Source organism: Kribbella sp. NPDC023855 (assembly GCF_040639475.1).
Lineage (GTDB): Bacteria > Actinomycetota > Actinomycetes > Propionibacteriales > Kribbellaceae > Kribbella.
Genome location: NZ_JBFAAA010000001.1, coordinates 366,713 through 380,628 on the forward strand (window position 1 = coordinate 366,713; position 13,916 = coordinate 380,628).

A 13,916-nucleotide genomic window follows, 5' to 3' on the forward strand; every position below is an offset into this window, starting at 1 on the left:
CATGTCTAGTCTGCTGCCCGCCGTGATCGTACCGGCGTTCATCCCCAGTCCCAGCCAGGGTGTCTGGCACCTCGGCCCGCTGCCGCTGCGTGCCTACGCCATCTGCATCCTGCTCGGCATCTTCGCCGGCTACCTGCTGGGCCGGCGGCGCTGGGTCGCCCGCGGCGGCTCGGCCGAGGTGCTCGCCGACGTGATCATGTGGGCGGTGCCGTTCGGCCTGGTCGGCGCGCGGATCTACCACGTGATCACCGACGCCGAGCTGTACTTCGGCGAGGGCAAGCACCCGATCGACGCGCTGAAGATCTGGAACGGCGGGCTCGGGATCTGGGGTGCGGTCGCCTTCGGCGCGCTCGGCGCCTGGATCGCCTGCCGCCGGCACAAGGTGCCCTTCCTGGCCGTCGCGGACGCGATGGCGCCGGGGATCGCGCTGGCCCAGGTGCTCGGGCGGTTCGGCAACTACTTCAACCAGGAACTGTTCGGCAAGCCGACGAACGCCTGGTGGGGGCTGGAGATCGACCCGGGCCACCGTCCGGACGGCTACCAGGACTTCGGCACGTTCCACCCGACGTTCCTGTACGAAGCGATCTGGAACCTGGCCCTGATCGCGGTGATCATCCTGGTCGACCGCCGCTACAAACTGGGCCACGGCCGAGCCTTCGCCCTGTACGTCGCCGGCTACTGCGCGGGTCGCGCGTGGATCGAAAACCTCCGCGTCGACACAGTCAACGAATTCGCCGGCCTCCGCCTGAACGTCTGGACCTCAATCCTCCTCTTCCTCCTGGCCACCGCCTATTTCGTAGTAGCCACCCGCCGCACCACCGGCCAGGAAGACATCACCCCCAAAACCACCCCCGAACCCGCAGAGGTCTCCGCAACACCGTCCACTTCGGAAGATGCGGAGGATGCGGAGGATGCGGAGACCCGCTCCACCGACACCCCACCCAACACCTCCGACGCCGGCGTCACCAGCAACCCCACCGAAGCCGAACCCACCCCCGGCTCCGAACCGTCTACTGCGAAGGACGCGGGGGGCACGCCGCCCAGCGGGTCCGGTGCTGGCGTCACCAGCAGTCCCGCCGCCGGCGGAGCCGCCGCGGGCTCCGCGGCGTCTACTGCGGAGGACGCGGGGGAGCGCTCCGGTGACACGTCGCCCAGCGCCTCGGGTGCTGCGGGGGGCCGCTCCGGTGATGCGCCGGCCAGCGGTGATGATGGGGATCGTGGCTGAAGCTGGGTCTGTTAGTGAGGAGCATTCCGGGGATCATGTTCACCGGGATGTTACTGGTGGGTGGTTGCGGCCGGCGGTGTTTGGGGCGATGGATGGGTTGGTTTCCAACTTTGCTCTGATCGCCGGGATGGACGGCGGCACCAGTTCGGGGTCGAAGTTCATCGTGCTTGCGGGGCTGGCCGGTTTGGCGGCGGGGGCGTTCTCGATGGCGGCGGGGGAGTACACCTCGGTCGCGTCACAGCGCGAGCTCGCCCGGGCCGAGATCGAGGTCGAGCGCCGCGAGATCCAGCGTCACCCCACCGACGAGGAACGCGAACTCTCCGAGACCTACCAGGGCAAGGGCTTCGACCCGGAGCTGGCCGACAAGGTCGCGAGACAATTCCACGCCGACCCGGACCAGGCCCTCGAAGAGCACGTCCGCGAAGAACTCGGCCTCGACCCCAACGACCTCCCCTCACCGGTCACCGCCGCGGCCTCGTCCTTCATCTGCTTCGCCCTGGGCGCCCTGATCCCAGTCCTCCCGTACCTCCTCGGCGCCGGCTCAGTGCTCCCCGCCCTGATCATGTCCCTCACCGCCCTCTTCATCTGCGGCGCGGTAGTCAGCCGCGTCACCACCCGCTCCTGGTGGTACTCCGGCCTCCGCCAACTCATCCTCGGCGGAGCAGCCGCAGCCCTCACCTACTTCGTCGGCACCCTCGTAGGCCCCGGCATCGGCTAGCCTCCCGTAAGTGTTTCCAGCGGCGATCGATGACCGACCAGACACCTACGTCCACCGAATCGGCGAGGTCTTCGCTCGTTTCGGCGCCGACACCCAGGACTCCGGCAACGTCTCGTACGGCGTCCAGCAAGCCGGCCGCCGCTACTTCGTCAAAACCGCCGGCGACCCAGCCGACCCCGTGCCGTCCACGAGTTTCGAGCGTCGCGTCGAGCTCCTCCGCAACGCCGCCCGCGTCGCCGACTCGGTCAGCCACCCCCTGCTCCCGGAGTACCACGGCCTGGTCGAATCACCCGACGGCCCGCTGCTCGTCTACGAATGGCGTGACGGCGAGCACCTAGCCCGTCCTCGGGAGCCACGCGAAGACAGTGCCGCCCAGCGGTTCCGCGCCCTGCCCGTCGAACAGATCGTCACCGCACTGGATCAGCTGTACGACCTGCACGATCTGCTCACCGCGCAAGGCTGGGTCGAAGGCGACTTCTACGACGGCTCCCTGCTCTACGACTTCGGCACCCGCTCGCTCACCGTCATGGACCTCGACAGCTACGGTTTCGGTGCCTACCGCAACGAGATGGGCCGGATGTTCGGCTCCACCCGATTCATGGCACCCGAAGAGTTCTCCCGCGGCGCCCCGATCGACGACCGCACCACCGCCTTCGTGATGGCCCGTACCGCGCTGGTCTTCCTCTCCGACGGCACCCTCGACCGCCCCGCCTTCCGCGGTTCCGATGCCCAGTACGCCGTACTCCAGGAAGCCGTCACCACCAGATTCGGGAGCTACTCCGCTTTCTACGCGTCCTGGCGAGCAGCCTCGTCGACCAGGTGAGCCAGTCGGCAGAGGCGGTCCATGTGGTCGCCCGGATCGGGTTGGCGTAGCGACCAGGCCGCCCGGGCGACGGCCGTGATCGCGGCGGTCACCACCGCGCCGCGGCGTACCGCGTCAATCGGCCAGGCAGAACCACTCCCGAGCTGGTACGCCGACACCAGCGCGTCGACCGGCGTATCGGTCGAAACCAGCAGATAGGCGAGATCGAAGCCAAGCGGCCCGACCCCGAACTGCTCCCAGTCGACCGCAATCACCTCGTCCCCGTCACGCCCGAGCAGGTTCACCGGATGCGCATCCCCATGAATCACCTGCTGTGGCAGCCGATCGAGCTCGTCCAGCAACTCATGCCGCCGCGCCCACAATGTCCCGCAATCCCGCCGCAGCCCGGCAGACAAGCGCTCATCCACAGCCAACGGCGCCCACCCAGGACCCTGCTCATCATTAGCCAGCCGATCCCGCAGTATCCGCCGAGCGAACCAGTCGGCGTGCTCGATCTCGTTCCGCCCGAACCGCCCAACAGCCGCAGCCAGCTCCACAACCGACAGAGCCACCGCCGTGACCGCCTCGGTCCACACCGTCACCCCGTCGGCATCGCTGTCGACCTTCACACACTGCGGAGCCCGCAACCCCACTGTCGCCTCGACAACCCCGCTGCTGGCCACCTCGGCCTGCCGTCGCCAGTACGCGTAGTGGTCCGGCCGCTCGACGCCCCGCAGCAGCCGCTTGACGACCAGCCCGTCGGACGTCAGCCAGACGCCGCCGTTGGACACGCCCGTGCCCGCCGTCAGCGGGGTCCACCCAGGTTCTGGCTCCCAGTGCATCTTTCCACATCTACCACCTCGCGGCGCCATCAGGACCGAGTTTCTGTCACCATGGGCAGACAATGCAGTGAGCGCTTGCTTACAAGGCGTGACGACCTGTCTCACGGCCGCAGTTGTGGACTGTGAACGGTGGAATCCGTGTCCACCTGTCGGGCGTCATGAGGTAGTCTCGGGACTCCCGGCTTGGGCCAATGTTGTCCCGCGGCCAGTTGTTGACCGTAGGACGACGGGAGCCCGTGAATGTTTGGTAGCCCCCCATTCCCGAGCGAGGGTTTGTACGACGGACGTCACGAGCACGACGCGTGTGGCGTGGCCTTCGTTGCGACCCTGACCGGTGAACCGAGCCACGACATCGTGGCCAAGGCTTTGACCGCCCTGCGCAACCTCGAGCACCGTGGCGCCTCGGGTGCCGAGCCGGACTCCGGAGACGGTGCCGGCATCCTGATCCAGGTCCCGGACGCGTACTACCGCAAGGTGTGCGACTTCGAGCTGCCGGTCGCGCGCAGCTACGCCACCGGTATCGGCTTCCTCCCGCAGGACCCCGACGACGCCGCCAAGGCGATCGCCCGGATCGAGGAGCTGGCCGCCGAGGAGAACCTCACCGTGCTGGGCTGGCGCGAGCTGCCGACCACGCCGGAGCTGCTGGGCGCCACCGCGCGTTCGGTGATGCCGACGTTCCGCCAGTTGTTCGTGGCGGCCAAGGCCGGCCGGGTGCTCGGCCTGGCGCTGGAGCGGATGGCCTTCCGGCTGCGCAAGCGGGCCGAGAAGGAGACCGAGACCTACTTCCCGTCGCTGTCCGGTCGCACCATCACCTACAAGGGGATGCTGACCACCGACCAGCTGGACAAGTTCTTCCCCGAGCTGACCGACCCCGACCTCGCCTCCGCGATCGGCGTCGTGCACAGCCGGTTCTCCACCAACACGTTCCCGTCCTGGCCGCTGGCCCACCCGTACCGGTACATCGCCCACAACGGCGAGATCAACACCGTGCAGGGCAACCGGAACTGGATGCGCGCCCGCGAGGCGCTGCTCGCCAGTGACCTGATCCCGGGCGACCTGGAGCAGCTCTACCCGATCTGTACGCCGGGCGCGTCCGACTCGGCGTCGTTCGACGAAGTGCTGGAGCTGCTGCACCTGGGCGGCCGGTCGCTGCCGCACGCGATGCTGATGATGATCCCGGAGGCGTGGGAGAACGCCACCACGATGGACCCCCAGCGCCGCGCGTTCTACGAGTTCCACTCGACCCTGATGGAGCCGTGGGACGGGCCGGCCTCGGTCGTCTTCTCCGACGGCACCAAGGTCGGCGCGGTCCTCGACCGCAACGGCCTGCGCCCCTCGCGGTACTGGGTCACCGAGGACGGACTCGTCGTACTGGCCTCCGAGGCCGGCGTACTGGACATCGACCCGGCGACCGTGGTCCAGAAGGGCCGGCTCGAGCCGGGCAAGATCTTCCTGGTCGACGTTGATGGCCACCGGATCATCACCGACGACGAGGTGAAGTCGGCGCTGGCCGCCGAGAACCCGTACGACGAATGGCTGCACGCCGGCCTGATCCGGTTCGAGGACCTGCACGAGCGCGAGCACGTCGTGCACAGCCACGCCTCGGTCACCCGGCGCCAGCAGGTGTTCGGCTACACCGAGGAGGAGCTGCGCGTCCTGCTCACCCCGATGGCCAAGGCGGGCGCCGAGCCGATCGGCTCGATGGGCACCGACACCCCGATCGCCGTCCTGAGCGACCGGCCGCGGCTGCTTTTCGACTACTTCGCCCAACTGTTCGCCCAGGTCACCAACCCGCCGCTGGACGCGATCCGCGAGGAGCTCGTCACCTCGCTGTCCTCGTCGCTCGGGCCGGAGGCGAACCTGCTCAACCCGACCCCGGCGTCCTGCCGTCAGGTGGTGCTGCCGTTCCCGGTGCTCACCAACGACGAGCTCGCCAAGCTGCGGCACATCAACCTGGACGGCGACCTGCCCGGCCTGGCGACCACCGTGCTGCGCGGTCACTACGTGGTCGAGGGCGGCGGCGCGTCGCTCAAGGCCCGGCTGGACGAGATCTGCGCCGAGGCCGACGCCGCGATCGCGGCCGGCGCCCGGATCCTGGTGCTGTCCGACCGGCACTCCAACGCCGAGAACGCGCCGATCCCGTCGCTGCTGCTGACCTCCGCGGTTCATCACCACCTGGTGAGGGAGAAGACCCGTACCCAGGTCGGCCTGGTTGTCGAGGCCGGCGATGTCCGCGAGGTCCACCACGTCGCCCTGCTAATGGGGTACGGCGCGGCAGGCGTCAACCCGTACCTCGCGCTGGAGTCCGTCGAGGACCTCTGCCGCCAGGGCACCTACCTGCCGGGCATCGAGCCCGAGCAGGCCGTCCGCAACCTGGTGAAGTCGCTGGGCAAGGGCGTGCTCAAGGTGATGTCGAAGATGGGCGTCTCCACCGTCGCTTCGTACACGGGTGCGCAGATCTTCGAGGCCAACGGCCTGTCTCCGGAGCTGGTCGACCGCTACTTCACCGGTACTGCGTCCAAGCTCGGCGGCATCGGTCTCGACGTCATCGCCGAAGAGGTTCGCCAGCGTCACCTGCGGGCCTACCCGGCCGACGGCATCGTCACCGCACACCGCAAGCTGGAGATCGGCGGCGAGTACCAGTGGCGGCGTGAAGGCGAGCCGCACCTGTTCGACCCCGAGACCGTGTTCCGGTTGCAGCACTCCACCCGCACCGGCCGGTACGACATCTTCAAGCAGTACACGTCGCGCGTCGACGAGCAGTCCGAGCGGCTGATGACGTTGCGCGGTCTGTTCGGCTTCAAGTCGGACCGCAAGCCGATCTCGATCGACGAGGTCGAGCCGGTGTCGGCGATCGTGCGGAGGTTCTCCACCGGTGCGATGAGCTACGGCTCGATCAGTGCCGAGGCACACACCACGCTGGCGATCGCGATGAACCAGCTCGGCGGCAAGTCGAACACCGGTGAGGGCGGCGAGGACTCCGACCGGCTGCACGACCCGGCCCGGCGGAGCTCGATCAAGCAGGTCGCCTCCGGCCGCTTCGGCGTCACCGCGGAGTACCTGACGAACTCCGACGACATCCAGATCAAGATGGCGCAGGGCGCGAAGCCCGGCGAGGGCGGGCAGCTGCCCGGCCACAAGGTGTACCCGTGGGTGGCCAGCACCCGGCACTCCACGCCCGGCGTCGGCCTCATCTCGCCGCCGCCGCACCACGACATCTACTCGATCGAGGACCTCGCCCAGCTGATCCACGACCTGAAGAACGCCAACCCGTCGGCCCGGATCCACGTGAAGCTGGTCTCCGAGGTCGGGGTCGGCACGATCGCGGCCGGTGTCAGCAAGGCGCACGCGGACGTCGTACTGATCTCTGGTCACGACGGTGGCACCGGTGCGGCTCCGCTGACGTCGCTGAAGCACGCGGGCGGACCGTGGGAGCTCGGCCTGGCCGAGACCCAGCAAACCCTGCTGCTGAACGGTTTGCGGGACCGGATCGTCGTCCAGACCGATGGTCAGCTCAAGACCGGGCGGGACGTCGTCATCGCGGCCCTGCTCGGTGCGGAGGAGTACGGCTTCGCCACCGCGCCGCTGGTCGTGTCGGGCTGCATCATGATGCGTGTCTGCCACCTGGACACCTGCCCGGTCGGCGTCGCCACCCAGAACCCGGTACTGCGGGAGCGGTTCGCGGGCAAGCCCGAGTTCGTCGTCAACTTCTTCGAGTTCGTCGCCGAGGAGGTCCGCGAGTACCTGGCCGAGCTGGGGTTCCGGACCCTGGACGAGGCGATCGGGCACGCCGAAGTACTGGACATCCAGCGCGCGGTCGACCACTGGAAGGCCGACGGGCTCGACCTGTCGCCGATCCTGCACGTGCCGGTGCTGCCGGAAGGTGCCTCGCGGCACCAGACCGTGCTGCAGGACCACGGGCTGGACAAGGCGCTCGACAACGAGCTGATCCGGATCTGCGCGCCGGCCATCGACAACGGCGAGCCGGTCCGGGCGCAGCTGGCGATCCGGAACGTGAACCGGACCGTCGGCACGATGCTCGGCCACGAGATCACCAAGAAGTACCGCGCCGCCGGGCTGCCCGACGGCACGATCGACCTGACCTTCACCGGGTCGGCCGGCAACTCGTTCGCCGCCTTCGTACCGCGCGGCGTCACCCTCCGGCTGGAGGGCGACGCCAACGACTACGTCGGCAAGGGCCTGTCCGGTGGTCGCGTGGTGATCCGCCCGGACCGCAACGCGCGGTTCGACGCGGCCGACCAGATCATCGCCGGCAACGTGATCGCCTACGGCGCGACGTCGGGCGAGCTGTTCATCAATGGTGGCGCTGGGCAACGGTTCTGCGTCCGGAACTCCGGTGCCACCGCGGTCGTCGAGTCGGTCGGCGACCACGCCTGCGAGTACATGACGGGTGGCCGCGTCGTCGTGATCGGCGCGGTCGGCCGGAACTTCGCGGCCGGCATGTCGGGCGGCGTGGCCCACGTGCTGGATCTGGACCCCGCGTTGGTGAACCCGGAGCTGGTCGACCTGCTCCCAGTCACCGACGACGAGTCCGAGCTGTTGCAGGACCTGGTCCGCAGGCACCACGAGGAGACCGGTTCGGAACGGGCGGCCAAGCTGCTCGGCGACTGGACTGCCGCGGCTGCCCGCTTCACCACGGTGATGCCTCGTGACTACGCCCGGGTGCTGGCAGCCAAGGCGGCTGCCGAACGCGACGGGCTGGACGAGGACGCCACCACGCGAGCGATGATGGAGGCCATCTGATGGCTGACCCGAAGGGATTCCTGACCACTCCGCGCGAGGTGGCGGAACGCCGCCCGGTCGAGGAGCGGACCAAGGACTGGAACGAGGTCTACCCCGGTGGGCCCGGCAAGGCGCTGCTGCCGATCATCGGCAAGCAGGCCGGCCGCTGCATGGACTGCGGCATCCCGTTCTGCCACTCCGGCTGCCCGCTGGGCAACCTGATCCCGGAGTGGAACGACCTGGTCTGGCGCGACGACTGGACCGGCGCGATCGAGCGGCTGCACGCGACCAACAACTTCCCGGAGTTCACCGGGCGGCTGTGCCCGGCGCCCTGTGAGCCGGCCTGCGTGCTCGGCATCAACCAGGAGCCGGTCACGATCAAGAACGTCGAGGTCGCGATCATCGACAAGGCGTGGGAAGCCGGCGACGTCCGGCCCCAGCCGCCGGAATGGCTGACCGGCAAGACGATCGCGGTCGTCGGTTCCGGCCCGGCCGGTCTCGCCGTCGCCCAGCAGCTGACCCGGGCGGGTCACACCGTGGCCGTCTACGAGCGCGCCTCGGCGCCGGGCGGACTGCTGCGGTTCGGCATCCCCGAGTTCAAGATGGAGAAGGTGCAGGTCGAGCGCCGGATCCAGCAGATGAAGGAAGAGGGCACCGTCTTCCGCTCCGGCGTCAACGTCGGCGTGGACGTCACCGGCACCCAGCTCAAGCAGCGGTACGACGCGGTCGTGATCGCCACCGGCGCCACGGCGGCCCGCGACCTGCCGGTGCCGGGCCGTGAGTTCGGCGGCATCCACCAGGCGATGGAGTACCTGCCGCAGGCCAACCGGGTCGCGCTGGGGGAGACGGTCGAGAACCAGATCGTTGCCACCGGCAAGGACGTGGTGATCATCGGCGGTGGCGACACCGGCGCCGACTGCCTCGGCACCGCGCACCGGCAGGGTGCCCGCAGCGTCACCCAGCTGGAGATCATGCCGCGCCCGTCGGACGAGCGGCCGGCCGGCCAGCCGTGGCCGACGTACCCGATGATCTACCGGGTCGCCTCGGCGCACGAGGAGGGCGGCGAGCGGGTCTACGCCGTCTCGACGAACAACTTCGTGGCCGATGACGAAGGCAACGTTTCCGGTCTGGACCTGGTCGAGGTGGAACTGGTCGACGGCCGGTTCACCCCGGTCCCGGGCAGCGAGCGGACCATTCCCGCGCAGCTCGTGCTGCTCGCGATGGGCTTCCTCGGCCCGGAGAAGGAAGGCTTCCTCGAGCAGCTCGGGGTGGAACTGGACGAGCGCGGCAACGTCAAGCGCGACAAGTCCTACCAGACGTCGGTCGACGGCGTCTTCGCCTGCGGTGACGCGGGCCGGGGACAGTCCCTGATCGTCTGGGCGATCGCGGAAGGCCGCTCCTGTGCCGCCGGCGTCGATGCCCACCTCACCGGCTCCTCGACCCTGCCGACGCCCATCCCACCGACGGCCCGCCCCTTGGCGGTCTGAGGTCTTGCGGTACTGCGGACGCCGGCGTGCGGCAGGCGTCCGCAGTACAAGACACACCGCGTGCCGTGCTGTGGCCGCTTGATCCCGCGCAATAGGTTGGGGACCGTGTCTGGACGGCTGGTGACCAGGTCCCGGTTCCGCAAGTCGGCGCCCTGGGCCGGGTTGGTCCTGCTCTGGTTGATCGTGTCGGTCGCGGTCGGGCTGCTCGGTTTCGCCAACGACTCCGAGCGGGTCACCATCGGCGCCCACGCCGCGAACGTGTCACCCACCTTCGACGGTCACGCGACCCTCGACCTCGGCGCGGTGCTGCCCCGGTTCCGGTTGCAGACCGACATGCCCGCAGGGCTCGGCGTCAACATCGACATCCAGGAGACCGACGCCGGCAACCTCACCGAACTGCTCAACCGCGATGCCCTGATCGCCTCCCAGCCCGACGGTGAGATCGCCCGGATCCGCCAGGTCGTCCAGGAGATGGCGGTCGACAACGCGGTGGCCGGGGCCGGCTCCGGGCTGCTGGTGGCGGTGGTCGTCGCGACCACTTGGGCCATGGTCGGCCCACGCCGCCGGCGCGAACTCTGGGTGGCGCTGCACCACTCCGAACGCCGCGTGCAGCACCGGGCGATCGTCGTACTGGTGGCGATGCTGATCACGATCGCGTCCATCTTCGGGCCAGGCCGGATGCGGACGCCCGAAGTGCCGCCGACGGACTGGCAGCCGCTGTCGAAACTGCTGCCGGAGCTGTCCTTCGACGAACGGCTGAAGAGCGTCGAGGTCGCGGCCGGCTTCTCCACCACCGGCGGCGTCGGGGTGATCCGTACCGCGGTCGAGACCTATGAGCGGTCCACCGACTTCTACGGCCAGCTCCGCGACCGGGTCAGCCGGGTGGGCGGCCGGATCCGGCAGGCGGGGGAGGGCGAAACCGTCGCGCTGATGGTGTCCGACCGGCACGACAACATCGGGATGGACCCGTTCGCCGCCGAGGTCGCCAAGGTGGCCGGTGCGAAGGTGCTGATCGACGCCGGTGACGACTCGTCGTCGGGGCAGGCGTGGGAGGTGTTCAGCATCAACTCGCTGGCCCAGCACTTCAAGGACCTCAAGGTGGTCGCGGTGGCCGGCAACCACGACGCCGGCGGGCACATCGAGGACGCGATGCGGAAGAACAAGTTCACCGTGCTCGACGGCAAGCCGGTCGAGGTCGAGGGGATCCGCTTCCTGGGCGACAGCGACCCGACCCGGACCGGCCTCGGCAGCGCCGACACGCCAGGCGACGAGACGACGGCCGAGCAGTCCAAGCGATTGGCCGAGGTTGCCTGCGAACAGCCTGAGGACGAGCGCATCTCGACCTTCCTCGTGCACGACCCGGCCTCCTTCCAGGACACCGCGAACCGGGGTTGCGCCTCCCTCCTGCTGTCCGGTCACCTGCATCGTCAGGTCGGGCCCGAGACCAAGATCATGGACAGCAAGGCCGTCACCACCTTCACCAACGGGACCACCGGCGGAGCGGCGTACGCGTTCGCCCTCGGGTACACACTGAGGCGGCCGGGCGAGGTCACTTTGATCACCTACTTGAAGGGTCAGCCGATCGGCCTGCAGACCGTGACGGCGGAGCTGACGGGCGAGGTCAAGGTCGGCACGTACAAGCCGCTGGCCACCTGAACACGCGTTGTTAACCGTCCAGACTGTGTCCAATTTTCAAGAACTTCAGGGGTGGACCAGCGGCGCAGTGGTCTTGTAGGAGTAGGGTTTTGTGACGTGCGTCGCGCAAAGATCGTTTGTACGCTCGGCCCGGCTACGGCCGCCCCTGAGCGCATCCTGGAACTCGTCCAAGCAGGTATGGACGTCGCAAGGCTGAACCTGAGCCACGGCGCCCACGCCGAGCATGAGCGCATCTACCACCGGATTCGCGCTGCAGCGGAGGAGACCGGCCACAACGTCGGCATCCTCGTCGACCTGCAGGGCCCCAAGATCCGGCTGGCCGAGTTCGCCGAAGGCAAGGTCACCCTGACCTACGGCGAGCGCTTCACCATCACCACCCGGGAGGTCCCCGGTGACGTGACCATCTGCGGTACGACGTACGACGGGCTGCCCGGCGACGTGAAGCCCGGCGATCCGCTGTTGATCGACGACGGCCGCATCGGACTGGTCGCCGAGGAGGTGACCGAGACCGACGTGATCTGCCGGGTCACCGTGGGTGGGCCGGTGTCGAACCACAAGGGCATCAACCTGCCCGGCGTCGCGGTGAGCGTGCCGGCGCTGTCCGAGAAGGACATCGAGGACCTGCGCTGGGCCCTGCACCTGCCGGCCGACATGATCGCGCTGTCCTTCGTCCGGGACGCCTCCGACATCCAGCTGGTGCACAAGATCATGGAAGAGGAGGGTCACCGGGTCCCGGTGATCGCCAAGATCGAGAAGCCGCAGGCGGTCGCCAACCTGGACGAGATCATCGAGGCCTTCGACGGCTTCATGGTCGCCCGCGGTGACCTCGGCGTGGAACTGCCGCTCGAAGAGGTCCCGCTGGTCCAGAAGCTGATCATCGACCAGGCCCGGCTGAACGCGAAGCCGGTGATCGTCGCCACCCAGATGCTGGAGTCGATGATCTCCGCCCCGCGCCCGACCCGGGCCGAGGCCTCCGACGTCGCCAACGCGGTGCTCGACGGCGCCGACGCGGTGATGCTGTCCGGCGAGACCAGCGTCGGCCGGTTCCCGATCGAGACGGTCAAGACGATGGCCCGCATCGTCTCCTCGACCGAGCAGCACGGCCTCGGCCGGGTCGCCGAGATCGACTGGGAGCCCCGCACCAAGGGCGGCGTGATCGCCAAGGCTGCCGCTGAGGTGGCGGACCGGATGGAAGCGAAGTACCTGGTCGCCTTCACCCAGAGCGGCGACACGGCGCTCCGGCTGGCCCGCTACCGCACCGAGATCCCGGTGCTGGCCTTCACCCCGGTCCCGTCGGTCAGCTCCTGGCTGAGCGTCGTCTGGGGCATCGAGACCCACATCGTCCCGACCGTCGAACACACCGACGACATGGTCCGCCAGGTAGACCAGCGCCTACTCGAACTCGGCAAACTCCAAAAGGGCGACCTGGTCGTCATCGTCGCCGGCTCCCCACCCAGCATCCCCGGCTCCACCAACGCCCTCCGAGTCCACCGAATGGGCGACGCCATCGGCGGCGCCGCCCCGGCGTACCGGGTCTGACCAACCAAGCGAACAACAACCAACAGCACTTAGCGAAGTACCCGAGGCGGCCGGTCCCCTGACCGGCCGCCTCGCCGTCTCAGGACTTCGGCCCGACGTACGGATCGAGCGCGGCGACCGCCTCGCGTCTGGCGACTGACAGGACGTTGCGCCGGGGCATTCGCCAGGGGATGGCGACCAGGTCCAGCGCCCACTGGCACAGCGTCATGATGTCGGCCGACTGGTTCGAGAACTGGTACCGCGGATAGTCGTACCGCTTCAGCTCGCCGCTGACCGACCGAGTCGTCCAGTTCGCCACCCGGCAGCCGTCGGAGTTGAACAGGCCTCGGAGGAAGAGACCGGGCTCAGCGACGATCAACTCCTGCTGCCAGTCGGCCAACTTGATCGCGCGCAGGTGCTTCGGGCCCGGACCGTGCTGGGGGAAGAGACACGGCCAGTGCTTCCAGTACGAGACGACGGATGTGTAGCCGGCCGCTTGGACTCGATGCACCGGACGGGTTGGGTGGAGTACCGCGATCGCAGTAGCGGCTTCGTCGATCAGACGCGGGTACTTCGTATCGCAGGCGATTCGCAATGCGTAGACCTGTTTCAGCCCTTCCGACAGGCAGCCGTCGCCGAGGTATAGGCCGAGCAGGTGGACGTAAGGCCCGGCGACCGGCTTTCCGTCGGTGCAGAGCGGGCAGTCGGTCGGGTCGTACTCCGGACCCACGCGGTCCCGCCAGTCACGGAGAGTAGACCGGCTCACCCCGAGTCGGTGACTGATCGAGCTCAAGCTCTCCCCAGCCACCACCGCATCCCGCGCTGCCTTCCGCACTCGTGCCTCGTACACAAGCCGAGCTTCGCAGCCGCCGCCGACAGATCCGGTAGAAGCAAAAGGCCTCGAATCCGCTGGGATTCGAGGCCT

9 protein-coding genes are annotated in these 13,916 nt (G+C 68.7%); 7 read left to right on the top strand and 2 right to left on the bottom strand.

The annotated features are described in order from the left end of the window. Window position 1: 1 nt before the first annotated feature. From lgt to AB0F51_RS01685, 3 genes are all read left to right on the top strand, one after another. Entirely contained in the window at window positions 2-1,225 is a 1,224-nt protein-coding gene (gene lgt, locus AB0F51_RS01675) for a prolipoprotein diacylglyceryl transferase (protein ID WP_360272424.1), read from the top strand. Window positions 1,226-1,301: 76 nt separating this feature from the next. Further along, on the top strand, window positions 1,302-1,943 hold the full coding sequence (locus AB0F51_RS01680) for a VIT1/CCC1 transporter family protein (protein ID WP_360272427.1): 642 nt from the start codon (window positions 1,302-1,304) through the stop codon (window positions 1,941-1,943). 10 nt (window positions 1,944-1,953) lie between these two features. Beyond that, entirely contained in the window at window positions 1,954-2,766 is an 813-nt protein-coding gene (locus tag AB0F51_RS01685) for a hypothetical protein (protein WP_360272430.1), read from the top strand. On the opposite strand, the gene AB0F51_RS01690 is transcribed toward AB0F51_RS01685, so the two are convergent. After that, the gene (locus AB0F51_RS01690) at window positions 2,730-3,587 is read right to left on the bottom strand and encodes a phosphotransferase (protein ID WP_360272433.1); all 858 of its coding nucleotides are present in this window, start codon (window positions 3,585-3,587) and stop codon (window positions 2,730-2,732) included. The two genes, AB0F51_RS01685 and AB0F51_RS01690, sit on opposite strands and share 37 nt — an antisense overlap. Window positions 3,588-3,827: 240 nt before the next feature. Here AB0F51_RS01690 and gltB point away from each other — a divergent pair, with 240 nt between their 5' ends. The 4 genes from gltB (at window position 3,828) to pyk (ending at window position 13,012) form a co-directional block, all read left to right on the top strand. Beyond that, window positions 3,828-8,351 (top strand): glutamate synthase large subunit, encoded by a 4,524-nt coding sequence (gene gltB, locus AB0F51_RS01695; RefSeq protein WP_360272436.1) that lies wholly within the window; start codon window positions 3,828-3,830, stop codon window positions 8,349-8,351. Continuing rightward, window positions 8,351-9,817 carry a glutamate synthase subunit beta gene (locus AB0F51_RS01700; protein WP_360272439.1) on the top strand — a complete coding sequence of 489 codons (1,467 nt, stop codon included), beginning with the start codon at window positions 8,351-8,353 and terminating at the stop codon, window positions 9,815-9,817. The genes gltB and AB0F51_RS01700 overlap by 1 nt, the downstream gene beginning before the upstream one ends. A gap of 105 nt (window positions 9,818-9,922) precedes the next feature. Then, a complete protein-coding gene (locus tag AB0F51_RS01705) occupies window positions 9,923-11,473 on the top strand; it encodes a metallophosphoesterase family protein (RefSeq protein ID WP_360272442.1) in 1,551 nt (516 codons plus the stop codon). A 96-nt stretch (window positions 11,474-11,569) separates the two neighbouring features. After that, window positions 11,570-13,012, top strand: coding sequence for a pyruvate kinase (pyk, locus tag AB0F51_RS01710; protein WP_360272445.1), 1,443 nt, complete (start codon window positions 11,570-11,572; stop codon window positions 13,010-13,012). 79 nt (window positions 13,013-13,091) lie between these two features. Here pyk and AB0F51_RS01715 read toward each other — a convergent pair whose 3' ends face one another. After that, entirely contained in the window at window positions 13,092-13,757 is a 666-nt protein-coding gene (locus AB0F51_RS01715; protein WP_360272447.1) for a transcriptional regulator, read from the bottom strand. Window positions 13,758-13,916 lie beyond the last annotated feature (159 nt).

What these genes read in the sequence shown, in the direction of transcription:
- AB0F51_RS01690 (WP_360272433.1), bottom strand. Translation starts at nt 3,587, where the DNA reads ATGCACTGGGAGCCAGAACCTGGGTGGACCCCGCTGACGGCGGGCACG.
- gltB (WP_360272436.1), top strand. Translation starts at nt 3,828, where the DNA reads ATGTTTGGTAGCCCCCCATTCCCGAGCGAGGGTTTGTACGACGGACGT.
- AB0F51_RS01700 (WP_360272439.1), top strand. Translation starts at nt 8,351, where the DNA reads ATGGCTGACCCGAAGGGATTCCTGACCACTCCGCGCGAGGTGGCGGAA.
- lgt (WP_360272424.1), top strand. Translation starts at nt 2, where the DNA reads ATGTCTAGTCTGCTGCCCGCCGTGATCGTACCGGCGTTCATCCCCAGT.